We start from the raw sequence: 19,306 nt of genomic DNA, 5'->3' as shown, positions 1-19,306 counted from the left end.
TAAAGATAAGGGTGGATGAACTATGCCAAAGACATTAAGAGATATCCGAGGAATCTTAGAAGACGAAGTAGGAAGTCCCGTATTACTTGAAGCACAGGGTGGTAGACGTACAATTATTAGACGTAAAGGTGTGTTAAGAGAAACACATCCAGCGATATTTGTCGTCGAACTTGATCCAGAAAAACATAACTTTGAATGTGTCTCATATTCATATTCAGACATCTTGACTAAACATGTAGAAATCACAGTTTTCAATGAAGACAAGACAGAGAAACTTGTATTGATTGAAGACGAAGAAGTGGCAAATTAAATACTTAAAAGTAAACTCTCCAACTATTGTGATTGGAGAGTTTTTTAATATATTAAAAAATTCATAAGCAATTGACTTTTTAACACTTATTTAATACGGTTAAGGCAATAAGTTTGAGTGAAATAGAAGAAGGAGAAAAACTATGAGTGAATCAAAAATTACCGTCGTCGGTAGTTTAAATATGGATCTCGTCGTCGTAACAGATCAGCACCCTGAAATTGGTGAGACAATTATAGGTAAAGATTTTACAACTACAAGTGGAGGTAAAGGTGCGAACCAAGCCGTTGCTCTAAGGCAACTTGGTAATGACGTGACGTTTATTGGGCGAGTTGGCGAAGATCTTTACGGTACTGAAATTGTTGAAAATTTTAAATCACGAGGTATTAAACTTGCTGATGAAACACCTGTTGAAAATGTATCGACAGGTATCGCATGTGTAACCGTAGGTCACAAAGATAATTCAATTATTATCGTACCAGGTGCTAATGAGTATGTAACACCAGAATTTTTAGAAATACATAAAAATGAAGTGTTAAATAGTGATTATGTGTTAACGCAACTCGAAATTCCTATAGAAACAGTGGACTATCTTGCAACACTATGTAGAGAAAATGAGATTCCACTTATTGTAAATCCTGCACCTGCTGCGGCACTTACTGACAACATATTAGAATCTTGTACGTATATAACACCGAATAGATTAGAGTTACAACAACTAGAAAGTTATCATCCAAATATTATGGATTTTAAACATAAGATTATCGTCACAGACGGTAAAGAGGGTTGTTATTACTATAATGAAAATAATGAAGAAGTAAGAGTGAAAAGCTTTAAAGCAGAAGTCGTTGACACGACAGGGGCTGGAGATTGCTTTAACGGTGCACTCGTAAGTGAATTATCAAGCGGTAAAAGCTTAAAAGAAAGTCTAGAATTCTCTAACGCAGCAGGAGCATCCAGTGTGACAAAATTCGGTGCACAAAGTGGTATGCCAAGACGAGAAGAAGTATTAAAAATATTAGAAGAAGCGGAGTATAAAAATTGATTTCAGAGCTTCTATAATTATTATTATGTTTTTCTTTTAAAGGAGATTACTAATGGAAAAAATTATTTTAGATGTAGATACTGGAATTGATGATGCGCTCGCAATTTTATATGCGATTGAAAGTAAAAAACTAGATATTTTAGGAATTACGACGGTGAATGGTAATGTACCGCTCGATTTTGTTACTAAAAACACGTTAAAAATTCTTCAGCTTGCAGACAGAAGAGATATTAAAGTATATCCAGGTGCGGAAGAACCATATTTAAGAGAGCCTGAGCACGAATACCATGTACATGGTACAGACGGTATCGGAAATGCACTAGATGATATGGAAGTTACAATGGAATTAGAAGACACGTTCGCCGCAGACTTTATTATCGATACAGTAAATAAATATCCTGGGGAAGTCACACTTGTCATGGTAGGCCCACTTACAAATCTAGCACTTGCTATGAAAAAGTCGCCAGGGATTAAACATAAAATTAAACGCCTCGTATTAATGGGTGGAATTGTCAGTAAAGCAGGTTACGGAAATAAACTTCCAACATCAGAGTTTAATATATTTGCAGACGCTGAAGCAGCGAAAGTTGTCTTCCATAAAGGACTCGACATCACAATGGTCAGTTTAGATGTCACACATCAAACACAACTTAACATGGACCATATAAACGAATTAGAAGGTACGAAGTACTTTGACTATGTAAAAGATTCAACAGAAATATATCGCTCATACGGAGAAAAGCTACATGGAAAAAATGAATGTTCACTACATGATCCACTGACAATTGGATACGTGCTCGACGAATCATATGTAGAAACAGTACCTGTATATGTAGATGTAGAAATACAAAGTCCGTTAAGTTACGGACAAACAATCGCAGACTTTAGAGGTCAACTTGGCAAAGAGCCGAACATGAAAGTATGTACAGCAGTTGATGGAGAACGATTTGTTAAAGATTTCATAGATACATTAAAGAAATAAAGATAAAACCAGTTCTATTTTATTTATAGAACTGGTTTTTACTTATCACTTTTATTTCGAATCTTTAAACGCTTCGTTATTAATATCTGTAATAAACATATATCCTGGTTTATGACTGATCATAATTGGTGGCTTCGCTTGTAAAATAGCGTTTTGTGGAGTTACACCACATCCCCAAAATACAGGAACTTCATCTTCAGATAGTTCAATAGCTTCTCCGTAATCAGGTGTTCTAATATCAGTAATACCGATTGCGCTTGGATCACCGATATGTACTGGCCCGCCGTGCATATCTTTAAACTGTGACGTAATTTCAACAGCCTGGTCAACGAATTCTTTTTTGATTGGGCGCATTGAAACGACCATATTTCCATGAAATACTCCTGCGCGTTCAGTTGGGATATTTGTTTTAAACATCGCAACGTTTTTATTTTCTTCAATATGTTTAAGTGGGATATTTGCTTTTATAAGCGCGTCTTCAAACGTAAAACTACATCCAATTAAAAATGATACAAAATCATCTTGCCAAAATTCTTTTACGTCCTCGACTGTGTCAACGAGTTCACCATTTTTGTAAATATTATAAAACGGAATATCTGTGCGAATGTCGGAATCTTTTGCGTATCGACTCTTAAATTTACCATCTTCTAAAACTTCGATAATTGGAATGGGTGTTTTATTGCGCATCGCGTAAAGTAAAAAATCAAATGCATACTCTTTAGGGAGGACAACAAGATTCGCTTGCACATTATCATTTGCAAGTCCAGAAGTTGTTTTCTTATGTTGCCCACTTCTAATACGTTCGCGAACTTTATAAGCATCCATAATATCTCTCCTAGTTCAATCGTTACTTATAGTTTACATGAGTTTTGTTATAGTGGTAGTTTTTTGAAGATAAAGTGGGTGGACGAAGGAGTTTTATCTTCTCAAGTGTAATAAAATACTTCGAGAAATTATATTTAACAAAAAATTGTGATTCTGTTAGATATCCGGATATATTTAACATATTTTGCTTGAGTCGATTGATATTTGTTAAATATATTTTTTTATCTAACAAAAATAGTTCGCAATTCTGATTTTTTGTTAAATAACTTGATATATTTAACAAATTTTAGTGCTGCAAGCTCGAATTTGTAAATAAGAGAGATGAAAAGCGTAGTCTCCTGATGTTAAGCAGTGAAATTAGGTTTTAATCAACTAAAGGATTTCCTTAAAAATCATAAAATTGAGTGTATAAGACCTTGTATGGGCCTTTAGTCATGAATGTCTATAAAATCGAAATAAAGAATGAGAGGCAACATGCAGATGATGTAAAGGTTTAAAGATGCTATCATTATGAGGAAATTTTTCTAGAATATCGAACATAAACATACTAAAAATTCGAATGACTTGAGGTCGTTTGTTCTCAAGTCATTCTACAACTTTTTTATCTTGCTTCGCTGTTGGTCACACTAGAAGTAAACAGGAATAAAAATTAATCAAATATTTTTAAAATTATAGTTACTCCTATTGCACCCACGATCATGATAGTAGAGAAACTAAATAATATTTCTAACCAATTAGAATCAGGTAAAAACGAGAATAATATTACATCAATAAATATTATAAGTATTATCCATGAAATTATTTTCATATAATTTTTTCTTTTACTCATAAAATAAAACTCACTTTAACTAAAAAATTTACAAGCGGCTTGTTTTCCGCCGAATTGTTCAACTGGTGTTTGGAAAAGGTATCTGCAAGCTCATCCTCCTAGGCTCCAGTAACAGTTACTACAGGTCTGGAAATTAGTGTTCCAGCTGCTCCTGCGGCTAGTGATGTTCCTATACATCCCATGTAGCTTGAGAATATACAAGCCCATTCTAAAGCGAAGACTTGTTTGTCTGTTAATGCATATGTACTAACTTCATTTTCTGATATTAAATAATTGGTAGTAATTTCTTTATCTTTAGAGATAGACTCACTCATTATTAATGTATCATCTTTTTTGTTAAATAACTGGATATATCTAACAAATTTCCGCATCCAAGGCATAAATTTGTAAATAAGAGAGATGAAAAGCGTGGTGTCTTGCAGCTAAGCGGTTGAAATAGACTGTTTATCTTCTCAAGGGTAATAAAATACTTCGCAAAATTATATTTAACAAAAAAATGGTGATTCTGTTAGATATCCGGATATATTTAACATATTTTGCTTGAGTCGATTGATATTTGTTAAATATATTTTTTTATCTAACAAAAATAGTTCGCAATTCTGATTTTTTGTTAAATAACTGGATATATTTAACAAATTTTAGTGCTGCAAGCTCGAATTTGTAAATAAGAGCAACGAAACATGAATTCTATGCTCACACAGTCGTTCTTTATCTGCAAAAAAACAATTATTCACACGAATAAATGCAACTCCACCCTCAAACTCTCATCATTTTCTAAATGTTTAGGGTTTACTAAAAAATAAATATATGGTATCCTAAAAATTATACAAAGATAGGGTGATATAAAATGCTAAAGGTAGAAGATTTAAATGTCGTATACGATAAACATATCCATGCGATACGTGATGCGTCATTTGAACTAGAAACAGGTAATATATATGGCATTATCGGCTCGAACGGTGCTGGTAAGTCTTCTTTGATTAAAGGCATGCTAGATCTTGTGCCAAGTTCAGGTCAAGTGACTTTTAATGGTGAGCGTATGAAAAAACATGCAAAGCGTACGTCTTACGTCCCTCAGCGAGCAAATATAGATATGACTTTTCCAATGACTGTATTTGATTGTGTATTGATGGGTACGTATCCAAATCTCGGGCTTATTAAACGCCCAGGTAAAAAAGAAAAGGAACGTACGTTAGAAAGTCTTAAAAAGGTTGGTATGGAAGAATTTAAAGATCGTCAAATCGGAGAGCTATCTGGCGGACAATTTCAGCGCATATTAATGGCTAGAACACTCGCGCAACATAGTGATCTTGTGTTTTTAGATGAACCATTTGTTGGGATTGATGTTAAAAGTGAAAAAGTTATCGTCAACGTCTTAAAAGAAATGGCAAGAGACGGCATTACGATATTAATTGTTCATCATGATTTAAGTAAAGTGCACGACTATTTTGATGGTCTTATATTAGTTGACCATGGTGTATTAGCTTACGGATCAGTCGATAAAGTATTCACTGAGAAAAACTTAAAAGAAGCATACGGTGATAACATCATTGTGAAAGCAGGTGAAGCATAATGGTCATGAATATCTTTCAAGATATTTTTGCTTATGAGTTCTTTCAAAAAGCATTACTCACAGGATTAGTTGTAGGAATCGTATGTGGTGTGATTGGGAGCTTTATCGTCTTACGGGGACTTGCGTTAATGGGAGACGCAATCTCCCATGCGGTGTTACCAGGTGTTGCGATTTCGTTTATGCTCGGCATTAACTTTTTCATTGGTGCTGTTGTTGTCGGTTTACTTGCAGCGATTGGCATTGGGTTTATTAATCAGAACAGTAATATTAAAAATGACTCAGCTATTGGAATTGTGTTTTCGACATTTTTTGCAATTGGGGTACTTCTTATTGCTAAGGCGAATACGGCTATGGATTTAACAGAAATACTATTTGGTAACGTATTAACAGTTCGAGATGTCGATAGAACATTAACGCTGATTGTTGCTGGAGTTGTAATATTTGTTGTTGTGTTATTCTATAAAGAATTTTTAATGACAACATTTGATCCAACGATGGCAGAAGCAAGCGGTATGCCGGTAAAAACTATTCACTACGGTTTAATGGTCTTGCTCACACTCGTTACAGTCGTATCACTACAAACTGTCGGGGTTGTATTAGTTGTGAGCCTTTTAATTACACCAGCAGCGACTGCGTATTTACTCACAAAACGTATGTCATCCATGATTATATTATCAGCGAGTCTTGGCGGAATCTCAGCAATTATTGGACTAATGTTTAGTATTAAATTCAACCTATCAAGTGGTCCAACGATTGTGCTCGTTGCAACAGCATTTTTCTTACTCGCATTTATATTTGCACCTAAGAAAGGAGTTTTATGGAAATGGATTTAATTAAAAAATTATCAGGTATTTTAGTCGCGTTACTTATTTTAACAGGCTGTTCATCTGAAACTGCAGATGAAGGAACTGACGAGCCGTTAAAAATTACGTCGACATTCTCAATCATGACAGACATGGTTGAAGCAATTGGAGGCGAACATGTAGAGGTATATAACTTAGTACCACTTGGTACAGACCCACATGAATACGATCCAAAGCCAGAAGACATTCAGTTCTTAACAGATAGTGATGCGTTATTTTATAACGGATTGAACTTAGAAGGTGAAAACGGTGGTTGGTTAGACAAACTCGTGTCATCAGTTGATTATGATGAGGACAAAATATTTCGTGCAACGGACGACGTTGAACCGATGTATTTAGCAGAAGGGACTGCTGATGAAGAAATTAACCCACACTCATTTATTGACCCAAACGTTGGAATTAAGATGGCAGAAGCTGTCAAAAGTGCACTAATCGAACTCGACGAAGAAAATAGTGAGTACTATAAAGAACGTGGAGAAGATTATATTAATGAGTTAAAGGAAATCGAAAATGATTATCGTCAGACATTTGAGGATATTCCAGATGATCGTAGAATTTTAATTGCGAGTGAATTTGCATTCCAGTATTTAACAGAGCAATATAATATTCAAGAAGGATATATCTGGGCGATTGATACAGAAGAAAACGGTTCTCCACAACAAATTAAAGATGCAACAGACTTTGTTAAAAAACACCAACCACCTGTATTATTCGTAGAATCAAATGTCGATAGACGTCCAATGGAAGCTGTATCTAAAGAATCTGGCGTACCGATTTACGATAAACCACTATATAGTGACGAGATCGGTAACCAAGATAGTGAAGCAAGTACTTACTTAGATTACTTAAGATACAACCTAAACGTCTTATCTGACGGTATGAATCAATAATATTTTTAGTATGCCATAACTAAAATGTTATATATTAAGACGGATTAGAAGATTCTAATCCGTCTTTTTTAAGCGATAAAAAAGAGTTTTTCCTTTAGATAATATAAAAAAATTAGTATCATTATAAGTAATTTATTAATCAGTAAGGGACGGATGATATGCATATAGAAACAGCACCAGCGAAGATTAATTTAACGCTAGATGTACTCTATAAGCGCGACGATGGATATCATGAAGTCGAAATGGTGATGACAACAATTGATTTAAATGATTATCTTACATTTGAAAAGCGACAAGATAATCGAATTGTTTTATCTTCAAATTATGGATTTTTACCACTCGGTAAGAAAAATCTCGTTTACCAGGCTGCTTTAATTATGCAAGAGTACGGAGCAGGTGGTGTAAATATCCATATCGACAAAAATATCCCAGTGTCTGCTGGACTTGGTGGTGGAAGTTCAGATGCAGCTGCGACATTTAGAGGCATGAACACATTGTTTGATTTAAATTTAGATATAAATGAGCTCGCACGTCGTAGTGCTGAAATCGGGTCGGATATACCTTTTTGCGTGTATGGTGGTACAAGAATCGCAAAAGGACGTGGTGAAATGACACAGCCGCTTAAAAAGCCAGTGAATGCATGGGTTGTTCTCGCAAAACCAGGGCTTAGTGTCTCAACAAAGCAAATATACCAAGCAGTTCGTAAAGAGAAGTCAAATCGTGGTACGAAGAAAATGGTTGAAGCTTTAAATAACGGTACATACGAAGACGTCATAGCAGCACTATCAAATGATTTACAAAATATTACGAGACGACGCTATAAAAAAGTAGACAGTTTACTCGAATGTTTTAAGCAAAGTAAAGCAGATGGTGTACTAATGAGTGGAAGTGGACCGACAGTGTACGGCATTTGTAAGAAAGAACATCAAGCAACGCAGTTATTTAACGCAATTAAAGGGATTTGTGACGAAGTATACAAAGTACGTTTAATCGGGTAAATGAACTACAAAAAGCTAAATGGAGAGAAACAAATGAAGTATAAACGCAGTGAACGGCTCGTGTTCATTACAGAGTATTTAACAAGACGCCCAAATGCACGTGTTCCTTTATCTACTTTTGTAGATAAATTTACACAAGCGAAGTCTTCGATTAGTGAAGATCTTCGAATTTTAAAAGAAGTATTTGAAAATGAAAATATCGGTAAAATTGTGACAACCCACGGTGCAAATGGTGGAGTGACTTTTATACCAAAAATCGATTATCATACGGCAGTGGAAATTGTTAAGGAATTTGAAGAAGAAATTTCTCAGTCGAATCGCTTATTACCAGGTGGATACTTATACTTATCGGACATTGTCGGAAATGCGTCTCTTATGACAAAGTTAGCAGATCTTGTCGTGACGTTATATGAAGATAAGCATATTGATGCTGTTGTAACAATCGCTACAAAAGGAATTCCGATGGCACATGCTGTGGCGACAAAATTAAACGTACCGGTCGCTGTAATCCGTAAAGATAATAAAATAACTGAAGGGTCGACAGTGTCTGTGAACTACGTATCTGGATCGACTCGAAAAATTGAAACGATGATCCTCGCAAAACGCACGTTAAAACAAGGAAGTCGTGTTCTAGTTATCGATGACTTTTTACGTGCAGGTGGTTCGATTAATGGGGTCATTAGTTTAATGGAAGAATTTGAAGCGACAGTCGTCGGAGTAACAGTACTCGCTGAATCTAAAGATAATAGTGGTAAGCGCCGCTATAAAGAATATACGTCAATCGTTAAAGTGTCAGAAATTGATGAGTTTAACGAAACGTTCACTGTAGAGCCTGGGAATTGTTTAGATAACTTTAAAAAGGGATAGATAACAACTGGAAAGGAATGTGTTTACTATGAATACAGAAATGATTAATACAAAAAACGTACCAGAAGCACTTGGACCGTATAGTCACGCGATGAAAGTTGGAGACTTACTTTATACGTCAGGGCAAATTCCATTAAATTTAAAAGGCGAAATCGTTTCTGGTGACGTAAAAGCACAAACAAAACAAGTGTTAGATAATCTCGGTGCGATTCTTAAAGAAGTTGGATTAGATTTTGATAACGTTGTGAAGACGTTAATCTTTATTTCAGATATGAATCACTTCGAAGACATTAACGAAGTTTACAGCGAGTACTTTACGGGTAAACTACCAGCGAGATCATGTGTTGAAGTGAGTAGATTACCAAAAGATGTAAAAGTTGAAATAGAACTCATCGCTTCTTTTAAATAATAGAAACACATGTCCGAATTACTTACTACAGGAGGACTCACAAATTATGAAAATCACAGATGTAAGATTACGTAAAGTTAACAATCCGGATACGCGAATGAAAGCATTAGCATCAATTACTTTTGATGATTCGTTTGTCGTGCATGATTTAAGAGTAATTGACGGAAATAATGGTATGTTCGTGGCGATGCCAAGTAAACGTACAGCAGACGGTGAGTTTAGAGATATCGCTCATCCAATTAATTCAGACATGAGACAACATGTCCAAGAAGAAGTAATGCGTGTCTATGAAGAAACTGAAGATCCAGTAGAACCTGATGAAGAAGTAAATGAAGACGAAGAAGTAGAAGAGTAATCACGAAGGCTAGGGCAGAATTCCCTAGCTTTTTTATATTTTTAAATTTCCCGAGAAATATTGTAAAATAGTAAAAGAAGTAAACAATTTTGGAGGCATATTATATTATGCAAAGGCAAGCAGTCATTTTAACAGATGTTGATACATCTTTAATGAAATCAAACACACATACAACACTACACAAATTATGTGGCACAACGATATTACAACATATTATTAATCAGCTAAAACTTTCAGGCGTTTATGATATTTACCTAACGTCAAAAGAAGGGTTAGATGAGACGTTTGAATCGTATCCAGTGCTTACAGACGCAACTCAATTAGAAAAACAAGATACAGTATTTGTCGACAGTCGTTCACCACTTATTTTTAATGAAATGTACCAAAGTTTATACGAAGAAGATATGGACAATATTTACGTGGTCGACGGTCAAGTGTTAATAGCTTCTCATAAAGAAGTGTCTAATCTTAAGTTAGATACGATTGATAATATGGCAAAACAAATTGGGGCAGTTGAAGCGGACTTTGGAGTATTTATTGTCGAAACGAGAAAAGAACTCGCAAACGCACGTTACTTATACCAAACGGTAATTTTAGACAAATTAATGGATAATGGTGTGACGATTATTAACCCAGAACAGACGTATATTGATAGCACAGTAGAGATTGGAATGGATACCATCATTTATCCGGGTGCTGTTATTGAAGGAGAAACAGTTATCGGAGAAAACTGTGAAATCAGAGGTGACAGCGAATTAACGAATGCTAGAGTTGGAAATAATGTACAAATTAGACATTCAGTCATTACAGATTCAGAAGTTGGAGATGGGACTTCAATTGGTCCATTTGCACAAATTCGACCAGGCACAAAGCTTGGTGAATCTGTAAAAATCGGAAACTTCGTTGAAACGAAAAAATCTTTCGTAGATGATGGTGCAAAAGTGTCTCATTTAAGTTATATTGGAGATGCAGAGGTCGGAAAGCGTACAAACATTGGTTGTGGATCTATTACAGTAAATTACGATGGTGTGAATAAGTATAAAACAATTATTAAAGATGATGCATTTATCGGCTGTAACACAAATATGATGGCGCCAATTGAAATTGGTGAACGATCAGTGATTGCTGCAGGAAGCACAGTAACTGACGACGTACCATCAGACAGTCTAGCAATCGCACGTGAGCGTCAAACGACTAAAGAAAATTATTATAAAAACTAATCGTTGGAGGATATTATGACAAATAACCAAAAAAACCCTGAAGATAATATGAAGGTATTTACTTTATCTGCAAATGAACCACTTGCTGAAGAAATCGCTAAACATTTAGGAGTCGAACTTGGGAAATGTAAAGTGAATCGTTTCTCTGACAAAGAAGTTCAAGTCGACATTTTAGAAAGTGTTCGTGGGAAAGATATATTCGTTGTACAACCAACTTCAGAACCAGTGAACGATCATTTAATGGAATTACTTATTATGGTAGATGCGTTAAAACGCGCGTCAGCACGCCGTATTAACTTAGTCATTCCGTACTACGGTTATGCACGTCAAGACAGAAAATCACGTCCACGTGAACCAATCACAGCAAAACTTGTTGCAAACTTACTTGAAACTACAGGTGCAGACCGCGTAGTATCTATCGATTTACATGCTGCACAAATTCAAGGGTTTTTCGACATTCCAATCGACCACTTAACGAGTGTGCCGTTAATTACAAAATACTTTGAAGATGAAAAACACGACTTAAACTATGAAGAAGAAGTCGTTATCGTGTCACCAGACCACGGTGGGGTAACTCGTGCACGTCGCATGGCTGAAAGACTCGGATCACCAATCGCGATTATCGACAAACGTCGCCCACGCGCAAACGTAGCGGAAGTTATGAGTATCGTTGGAGATATTAAAGGTAAAACAGCAATCGTTATCGATGACATTATCGACACAGGTGGCACAATTAAAATTGCTGCAGATAAGTTAATCGAAGAAGGCGCAAAAGAAGTATATGTATGTTGTTCACACCCAGTATTATCTGGTAAAGCAATTCAAAATTTAAGTGAATCACAAATCAAAGAAGTTATCGTTACAAACTCAATTCAATTACCAGAAGAAAAACAAATCGATAAAATTAAACAACTTTCTGTCGGAGAACTCCTTGCTGAAGCAATTACTCGTATTCACGAAGAGCGTTCAGTGAGTCGTTTATTTGACTAAAATGTAAATACAGTTAAAATACTTTTACAATTTGGTCTCTTTTATGGTATTATTACGTATGGCTATTTGTTAAAGTGGTAAAATGACTGCTAGTTTATGAAAGGTGGAAAATATAATGGCAAAACTAGTTGCGGATTCAAGAGAGAGTTTAACTAAAGGTGAACTCAATGAATTACGTGCAGCTGGTAAAGTACCTTCAGTACTTTACGGTTACAATGTAGAGAATACATCTGTTACTGTTGATGAAGTTGAATTCATCAAACTTATCCGTGAAATCGGACGTAACGGTGTTATTGACCTAGAGCTTGACGGTAAGTCAGTTCAGGTAATGGTTAACGAATATCAATTCGAACCATTAAAAAATAGAATTGATCACATCGACTTCATCGCAATCAACATGGACGAAGAAAGAACTGTTGAAGTAAGCATCGTTACTGTTGGTGAAGCTGCTGGTGAAAAAGACGGCGGTGTTGTTGAACAACCTAACTTCGTTGTTGAAGTTACAGCACGTCCAGCAGACATTCCAGAAGAAATTGAAGTTAACGTAGAAGAACTTGAAGTTGGAGACTCAATTACAGTTGGAGATGTCCGCGATCAGTTCTCATTCACGATTGAAGACGAAGATGACACTACTCTTGCGATGGTTTCAGTACCTCAAGAAGAAGAGGAAGAAGTTGAAGAAGCAGAAGACGCTGAAGAATCAGAAGAAGCTGCTGAAGAATCATCTGAAGACGAAGAGTAATTATAATTATTATGCTAGGGCGGTGGGTGACCATCGCCTTTTTTAATATGGAGGAAAGAATAATGAAGTGCTTTATTGGTCTCGGGAATCCAGGAACAAAATATGATAATACACGCCACAATGTTGGGTTTATGGCAATTGATGAGTTAAGTGACAAGTTTAATATCGAACTAGATGAAAGTAAATTCAAGTGTCATTTTGGCGTTGGTTTAGTAAATGGTGAAAAAGTAATACTCGTGAAACCACAAACGTTTATGAATTTATCTGGTGAAGGCGCACGTCCGTTAATTGATTACTTTAATATCGATTTAGATGATGTTTTCGTTCTGTACGACGATATGGATCTTGGAATTGGAAAGCTAAGGCTACGCCAAAAAGGGAGTGCTGGTGGACATAATGGAATTCGTTCGTTGAACCAGTATTTTAAAACTGAAAAATATAAACGTGTACGTATTGGAATTGGTCGTCCAGATGGTCCGATGCCGATTGTAAAATGGGTATTATCTAAATTTACAGATGAAGATAAACCTGTGTTAGAAAAAGTAATTAGTGTTACAGGAGATGCATGTGAAATGGCAATCGACCATGAATTCACAGACGTCATGAATCGTTATAATGGTGATGTGAATGCATGAGAGAATTAGACAAAGAATCCAATCAGATTCACGTGTTAGAGAGCTATTAGACTATAAATCCGAAACGTCTATTTTAGTGACAGGCGTAACTGAAGAGTTTAAAGGACCACTCTTTCATGAAGTTGTAGAAAGTCACGATAAGCCTGTCGTTTTATTTGTTGAAAATAACCATAAGATGGAAAAGCTTCAAAACCAACTTGGTGCGTATACAGACGATATTTATACGTTCCCTGTTGGAGATATTATGATTGAAACGATGGCAGACCAAAGCCCTGAATTTAAAAAAGAACGAATGCGAACATTATATGCCCTTCTTGAGAATGAGAAAGGGTTATTTATCGTGCCTACTGAAGGGCTGATGAAACCATTAATGCGACCTGAAAAACTTCTCGAGTATAAAAAACATATCGCGCTCGGTGACGATTTAGAATATGATTCGTTCATTCGCTATTTAACAGAAATTGGTTACGTGAGACGTGAAGAAGTCCAGAACTTTGGTGAATTCGCAGTTCGTGGAGATATTTTTGACATTTACATGTCGAGTGGACTCGTTCGTATCGAGTTATTTGACACAGAAGTCGACTCAATTCGTGCGATAGACGAAGAAACGAAGCGTTCTACACATAATTTAGAATCTGTAACACTCGAGCCGTTTTCAGAATATGTCTTAGAAGAAGACGAACGCGTAGAACTCGTTAAACATATCACAAAGTTATACGATAAAACAAAATCCATCATCGATAAGGCAGCACATGAAACATTAGATGCGTATTTTGAAAAACTTACCGATGAAAATTATACGATGACCCACCTTAGTCAGTTTAGCCACTTACTCCATGAAGAAGAGATTTCAATTTTAGATTATATAAAAGACGATTATACGATATTAGTTGACGAAGTTAAAAATATAGAAGCAAGTTTTGAGCGTGAAGTTCAAGCGATGCACAATTATTACGAGAGCCTTCAAGAAGCTGGGAAGATGTTAGCTGAAGGTGGGAATTACCTGGAACATCAGCTTGAAAGACTATACAAGAAAAACGTAGCATATTTCTCACTGTTTTTAAGTAATATGCCAGTCTCAATCCAAGATATCGTCAAAATTTCAGTAAAACCAACAGAAATTTACTACGGACAATACGATATTTTAGCATCGAATATTACACAAATGATCCGAGATGGATTTTTAATCAATATCGAACTTCGTGATGATGACGAGTTAAAAAAGACAAGACAGCTACTTGAAGATTTAGAAATAGATAGTTATATAAAAGACTTACCAGATTCTGTCGAACAAGGGGTCGTTCTTACGACGGGTAATTTTGAAGCAGGATTTATATTACCGTTTATGCATTCAGCGGTTCTGACGAGTAAAGAATTATATAACCGAACGTCTAAAAAGAAAAAGCGTACGAGAAAATTATCAAATGCTGAAAAGATTAAATCATACCAAGAGTTAAATGTCGGAGACTTTATCGTTCACGTACACCACGGTGTCGGTAGATACCTAGGTATTGAAACATTAGAAGTGGGCGGACTCCATAACGATTATATGAAGCTTCAATATAAAGGTACCGACCAGTTATTTGTTCCAGTCGACCAAATGGATCTCGTTCAAAAATATGTGTCAAGTGATGATGGTTCTCCGAAAATGCACAAACTTGGCGGTACAGAGTGGAAGAAAACAAAAGCAAAAGTTGAAAGTAGTGTAAACGAGCTTGCCGACGAACTATTGAAACTCTATCAAGAACGTGCAGCGACGAAAGGATTTAAATTTAGTTCAGATAACGATATGGTGCAGTCATTTGAAGAAAGATTCCCTTACGAAGAAACACCGGACCAGCTCGCATCAATTCACGAAATTAAACAAGACATGGAAAAAGTTCAACCGATGGACAGATTGTTATGTGGAGATGTTGGATACGGTAAAACAGAAGTTGCGATTCGTGCAGCATTTAAAGCAGTTCAAGATGGTAAACAAGTCGCAGTACTCGTACCAACAACTATTTTAGCAGCGCAGCACTTTGAGACGTTTATTGAACGTATCGAAGATTTCCCGGTAAATGTTGAAATGATGTCTCGTTTTAGAACACCGAAAGAAATGCGTGAAGTAAAAAAAGGATTAAAAGAAGGTACTGTTGATATTGTCGTTGGAACACACACGATACTCGGTAAAACGGTCGAGTTTAAAGATCTCGGCTTACTTATCGTCGACGAAGAGCAGCGCTTCGGGGTAAAACATAAAGAGCGTATTAAACAACTAAAAACAAACGTCGATGTCTTAACGTTAACAGCAACACCAATCCCAAGAACACTGCATATGAGTTTAATGGGTGTTAGAGACTTATCAGTTATTGAAACACCACCACAAAACAGGTTCCCGGTTCAAACGTACGTTTTAGAGTACGATGGTAACTTCGTAAAAGAAGCAATTAATAGAGAACTTGCTCGAGGTGGACAGGTGTTTTATCTTCATAATCGTACGGATACGATTTACGAAAAAGCAGCGCACGTTGAAATGCTTGCTGAAGGTGCGAGTGTTGGTGTCATGCATGCGAGAATGACAGAATTAGAAATTGAAGAAACGATGCAAGCCTTTGTAAATGGGGAATACGATATTATTGTTACAACGACGATTATTGAAACAGGGGTCGATGTACCAAACGCGAATACGCTAATTATTGAAGATGCCGATCGTTTTGGATTATCTCAGCTATACCAGTTACGCGGAAGAGTCGGTCGTAGTAATAGAATTAGTTATGCATATCTATTCTATCAACCAAATAAAGTGCTTACGGAAGTTGCTGAAAAAAGACTTGCTGCAATTAAAGAGTACACAGAACTTGGAAGTGGGTTTAAAATCGCGATGCGTGATTTAAATATCCGTGGTGCGGGTAACTTACTCGGTAAACATCAGTCTGGTTTTATAGATTCTGTAGGATATGAGTTATATTCAGATATGTTAGAAAGTGCAGTATTGGAAAAACGTGGATTATCAACTGAAGAAGAGGAACCAGCAAATATACCAGTTGATATTGAACTCGACGCATATCTTCCAGCGACTTACATTCAACATGAGCAATCTAAAATTGATTTATATAAGCGTTTGAGATCTGTAAACAGTATTGAAGGTTTAAGAGATATTGAAGATGAGATGATTGACCGCTTCGGAGATTATCCAGTTGAAGTCGAGAACTTAATCGATCTCGTGAAAGTGAAAATATATGCACTAATACTCGGTGCGTATAAAGTATACGAAGATAAGCGTTATTTTTATTTAAACTTAACGAAAGATGCAACAGCAAAGATTAATGGTGAGAAACTATTTATGGATACTGAGGACTATAAACGTATATTAAGAATACGTGTAGAAAATAACGAAATTCAGTTCCAGGTTAAAACGAAAGATATTAAAGTATTCATTGACATATTAAAACGCTCAACTGAGAGCAAAGAGGAGGAAACGGTATGATTACAGTCGTTGGACTTGGTAGTAGTGACGTCGACCATATGACAGTCGGCGTCTACCGTAAATTGTTACAAAGTGACTATGTATATTTAAGAACAAAAGACCATCCAGCAGTTGAGTTACTCCGTAAAGAAAATATCCCGTTTCAGTCGTTTGATGATTACTATATCGAAAGCGAGACATTTGAAGAAACGTACGAAAAAATAGTCAAAGAATTACTCAAGCGAGGAAAAGACGAAGGCGTCATCTACGCTGTGCCAGGATCACCGCTACTCTATGAAACGACGACAGAATTACTATTAAATAATGATGAAGACGTTAATGTAGAGATTATCGGTGGGCAAAGTTTCATCGATGTATGTATTGAAGCGGTCAATATTCCTGTAAATGAAGGATTTCAAATATTAGACGCGTCAACACTCGCTGAAAAAGATTTAAATCACCATCAGCATACATTAATCACTCAAGTGTACGATCAGTTTTCCGTATCTGACGCAAAACTCACACTTCTCGAGTATTACGACCCGAGTACAGTAGTGACGCTGATTATTGGTGCTGGAAGTGAAAGTGAAACTCTAATTACAAAACCACTTGAAGAAATCGATTATGATGTACCGAACTCAAATTTAATGACGATGTTTGTACCAAAAGTGGAAAGTACGGACTTAGATAATCGATCGGTGTATTATATGCGTGAAATTTACCAAGTGCTCGTCGGAGAGAATGGTTGTCCGTGGGATAAAGTTCAAACCCACGAGTCACTTGAACGATTTTTAATTGAAGAATCGTACGAAGTTATTGAAGCGATTGAAAAAGAAGATGACGATTTACTCGTTGAAGAACTCGGAGACATTTTACTACAGGTTGGACTTCATGCAGCAATCGCTGAGCGTGACGGCTACTTTAACTTCCACGATATATTAGAAAGTTTAAATCGTAAAATCGTCCATAGACATCCGCACGTCTTTGGAGATGCGGTTGTCAATAACAGTGACGACTTAAAAGAAGTATGGAATGCTCAAAAGAAAAAAGAAGGTAAAACAGAACGCGTTAAATACGAAAAAGAGTACGCGACAAAAGTACTTGAGTGGATGAAAGAAACGATCCACAACGAAAAATCATTATCTGAAATATTGGAGGATACGAATGAGACTCGATAAATTTTTAAAAGTATCGCGAATTATTAAGCGTCGTCCACTTGCTAAAACGATGAGTGATGATGGGCGTATCGAAGTAAACGGTAGAGTCGCTAAAGCTGGAACGAATGTTGAAGTGGGTGATGAGTTAAAAATAAGATTCGGAAAACGCATCGTCACGTATAAAGTTCTCGACTTAAAAGAACATGCAAAAAAAGAAGAAGCAGAACAAATGATAGAATTGATAAACGATGAAAAAATCGAAGATGATTCTGAATGGTAACTCGCTTAAAAATCGTGTAAAATTAATAAAAAGGATGTGAATACAAATGACAAACAAAATTATAAAAATGCTCAATAAATATACGATCGATTCTGATACAAAACGTGAAGTGTTAAAAGGTGAACGAAAAGTTCGACGCCGACGTATGTTAGCAATGAGTATACTTGCATTTGTCTTAACATTTGTATTCATATCAATAGGCATCAACCAAAAAGTTGAAAATAGAAATCTTCAAGATGAGGTGAGAGACACAGAACTCGTCTTAGAGGAAACAAATGAAGAACATGAAGCGCTAAAACAAGAAATTGCGCAGTTAAACGATGATAATTATATTAGACGTATTGCACGTGGAGATTTCTTTATGTCAGATAGTGGAGAACTCATATTTTCACTACCAGAATCTAAAAAAGAAAAAGATAAAGAAAAGTGATTATTATCTAGTTTAATGGTATGATTAGTAGTAATTAAAAGAATATTCAGGAGGATATATAATTTCATGTCAGTTGAAGTTGGCGAAAAAGTCGTCGGAAAAGTTACAGGGGTTAAACCTTTTGGAGCGTTTGTAGAATTACCAGACGGAAAAAGTGGACTAGTACACATCAGTGAGGTCGCAAACAAATTCGTAGAAGATATTAACGACCATGTAAAAGTAAATGATGAGGTTAAAGTGAAAGTATTATCCGTTGGTGATGACGGCAAAATCTCGCTATCAATAAAACAAGCAGAAAAACCTAAGAGACAGCGTAAAGAACAGTCTCCAGAAGACTTCGAAAAGAAACTATCTAACTTCTTAAAAGATAGTGAAGAACGTATGAGTTCAATTAAAAGGCAAGCTGAAGCGCGTCGCGGAGGCCGTTAAATAACAGAAATAAAAAAGGCTGGAATTTTCTA

Annotated in this window: 20 protein-coding genes; 19 read left to right on the top strand and 1 reads right to left on the bottom strand. The window is 36.0% G+C overall.

Going from position 1 to position 19,306, the window contains the following annotated elements:
• Positions 1 to 22: 22 nt before the first annotated feature.
• The 3 genes from KPF49_RS07610 (at position 23) to KPF49_RS07600 (ending at position 2,334) form a co-directional block, all read left to right on the top strand.
• On the top strand, positions 23 to 310 hold the full coding sequence (locus tag KPF49_RS07610; protein ID WP_183675364.1) for a Veg family protein: 288 nt from the start codon (positions 23 to 25) through the stop codon (positions 308 to 310).
• Between the two features lie 142 nt (positions 311 to 452).
• Positions 453 to 1,352: a ribokinase gene (gene rbsK / locus KPF49_RS07605; protein WP_183675366.1), complete on the top strand. Its 900-nt coding sequence runs from the start codon at positions 453 to 455 to the stop codon at positions 1,350 to 1,352.
• 52 nt (positions 1,353 to 1,404) lie between these two features.
• The gene (locus KPF49_RS07600; protein ID WP_183675368.1) at positions 1,405 to 2,334 is read left to right on the top strand and encodes a nucleoside hydrolase; all 930 of its coding nucleotides are present in this window, start codon (positions 1,405 to 1,407) and stop codon (positions 2,332 to 2,334) included.
• Positions 2,335 to 2,385: 51 nt separating this feature from the next.
• Here the strand turns inward: KPF49_RS07600 and KPF49_RS07595 are convergent, their stop codons facing one another.
• Complete coding sequence (locus KPF49_RS07595; RefSeq protein WP_183675370.1) at positions 2,386 to 3,159, bottom strand: putative hydro-lyase; 774 nt, start codon at positions 3,157 to 3,159, stop codon at positions 2,386 to 2,388.
• A gap of 1,676 nt (positions 3,160 to 4,835) precedes the next feature.
• Here KPF49_RS07595 and KPF49_RS07590 point away from each other — a divergent pair.
• The 16 genes from KPF49_RS07590 (at position 4,836) to KPF49_RS07515 (ending at position 19,274) form a co-directional block, all read left to right on the top strand.
• On the top strand, positions 4,836 to 5,561 hold the full coding sequence (locus tag KPF49_RS07590; RefSeq protein ID WP_183675374.1) for a metal ABC transporter ATP-binding protein: 726 nt from the start codon (positions 4,836 to 4,838) through the stop codon (positions 5,559 to 5,561).
• Positions 5,562 to 5,566: 5 nt separating this feature from the next.
• Positions 5,567 to 6,394 carry a metal ABC transporter permease gene (locus KPF49_RS07585; protein WP_183675423.1) on the top strand — a complete coding sequence of 276 codons (828 nt, stop codon included), beginning with the start codon at positions 5,567 to 5,569 and terminating at the stop codon, positions 6,392 to 6,394.
• Positions 6,385 to 7,314: a metal ABC transporter substrate-binding protein gene (locus KPF49_RS07580; RefSeq protein WP_183675376.1), complete on the top strand. Its 930-nt coding sequence runs from the start codon at positions 6,385 to 6,387 to the stop codon at positions 7,312 to 7,314. Before KPF49_RS07585 ends, KPF49_RS07580 begins: the two co-directional genes overlap by 10 nt.
• Before the next feature lie 158 nt (positions 7,315 to 7,472).
• Positions 7,473 to 8,312: a 4-(cytidine 5'-diphospho)-2-C-methyl-D-erythritol kinase gene (gene ispE, locus KPF49_RS07575; protein ID WP_183675378.1), complete on the top strand. Its 840-nt coding sequence runs from the start codon at positions 7,473 to 7,475 to the stop codon at positions 8,310 to 8,312.
• Between the two features lie 33 nt (positions 8,313 to 8,345).
• A complete protein-coding gene (gene purR / locus KPF49_RS07570; protein WP_183675380.1) occupies positions 8,346 to 9,179 on the top strand; it encodes a pur operon repressor in 834 nt (277 codons plus the stop codon).
• Between the two features lie 28 nt (positions 9,180 to 9,207).
• Positions 9,208 to 9,588, top strand: a complete 381-nt coding sequence (locus KPF49_RS07565; RefSeq protein ID WP_183675382.1) for a RidA family protein — start codon at positions 9,208 to 9,210, stop codon at positions 9,586 to 9,588.
• Between the two features lie 46 nt (positions 9,589 to 9,634).
• A complete protein-coding gene (gene spoVG, locus KPF49_RS07560; RefSeq protein WP_183675384.1) occupies positions 9,635 to 9,943 on the top strand; it encodes a septation regulator SpoVG in 309 nt (102 codons plus the stop codon).
• Positions 9,944 to 10,050: 107 nt separating this feature from the next.
• Positions 10,051 to 11,163, top strand: coding sequence for a DapH/DapD/GlmU-related protein (locus KPF49_RS08170; protein WP_183675386.1), 1,113 nt, complete (start codon positions 10,051 to 10,053; stop codon positions 11,161 to 11,163).
• A 15-nt stretch (positions 11,164 to 11,178) separates the two neighbouring features.
• A complete protein-coding gene (locus KPF49_RS07550) occupies positions 11,179 to 12,153 on the top strand; it encodes a ribose-phosphate diphosphokinase (protein ID WP_183675388.1) in 975 nt (324 codons plus the stop codon).
• Positions 12,154 to 12,268: 115 nt separating this feature from the next.
• Positions 12,269 to 12,895, top strand: a complete 627-nt coding sequence (locus KPF49_RS07545) for a 50S ribosomal protein L25/general stress protein Ctc (RefSeq protein ID WP_183675390.1) — start codon at positions 12,269 to 12,271, stop codon at positions 12,893 to 12,895.
• 62 nt (positions 12,896 to 12,957) lie between these two features.
• Entirely contained in the window at positions 12,958 to 13,530 is a 573-nt protein-coding gene (gene pth, locus KPF49_RS07540) for an aminoacyl-tRNA hydrolase (RefSeq protein WP_183675392.1), read from the top strand.
• A complete protein-coding gene (gene mfd, locus KPF49_RS07535; protein WP_183675394.1) occupies positions 13,523 to 16,999 on the top strand; it encodes a transcription-repair coupling factor in 3,477 nt (1,158 codons plus the stop codon). Before pth ends, mfd begins: the two co-directional genes overlap by 8 nt.
• A complete protein-coding gene (locus KPF49_RS07530) occupies positions 16,996 to 18,156 on the top strand; it encodes a MazG nucleotide pyrophosphohydrolase domain-containing protein (protein ID WP_183675396.1) in 1,161 nt (386 codons plus the stop codon). The genes mfd and KPF49_RS07530 overlap by 4 nt, the downstream gene beginning before the upstream one ends.
• Positions 18,143 to 18,415 carry an RNA-binding S4 domain-containing protein gene (locus tag KPF49_RS07525; RefSeq protein WP_183675398.1) on the top strand — a complete coding sequence of 91 codons (273 nt, stop codon included), beginning with the start codon at positions 18,143 to 18,145 and terminating at the stop codon, positions 18,413 to 18,415. Before KPF49_RS07530 ends, KPF49_RS07525 begins: the two co-directional genes overlap by 14 nt.
• 46 nt (positions 18,416 to 18,461) lie before the next feature.
• On the top strand, positions 18,462 to 18,845 hold the full coding sequence (locus KPF49_RS07520; protein WP_183675400.1) for an FtsB family cell division protein: 384 nt from the start codon (positions 18,462 to 18,464) through the stop codon (positions 18,843 to 18,845).
• Positions 18,846 to 18,911: 66 nt separating this feature from the next.
• Complete coding sequence (locus KPF49_RS07515; protein WP_183675402.1) at positions 18,912 to 19,274, top strand: S1 RNA-binding domain-containing protein; 363 nt, start codon at positions 18,912 to 18,914, stop codon at positions 19,272 to 19,274.
• Positions 19,275 to 19,306: the final 32 nt, after the last annotated feature.

It is taken from the genome of Nosocomiicoccus ampullae (assembly GCF_019357495.1).
Lineage (GTDB): Bacteria > Bacillota > Bacilli > Staphylococcales > Salinicoccaceae > Nosocomiicoccus > Nosocomiicoccus ampullae.
The sequence above is the reverse complement of the archived record's forward strand: the minus strand, read 5'-3'. Positions and strand labels throughout refer to the sequence as shown.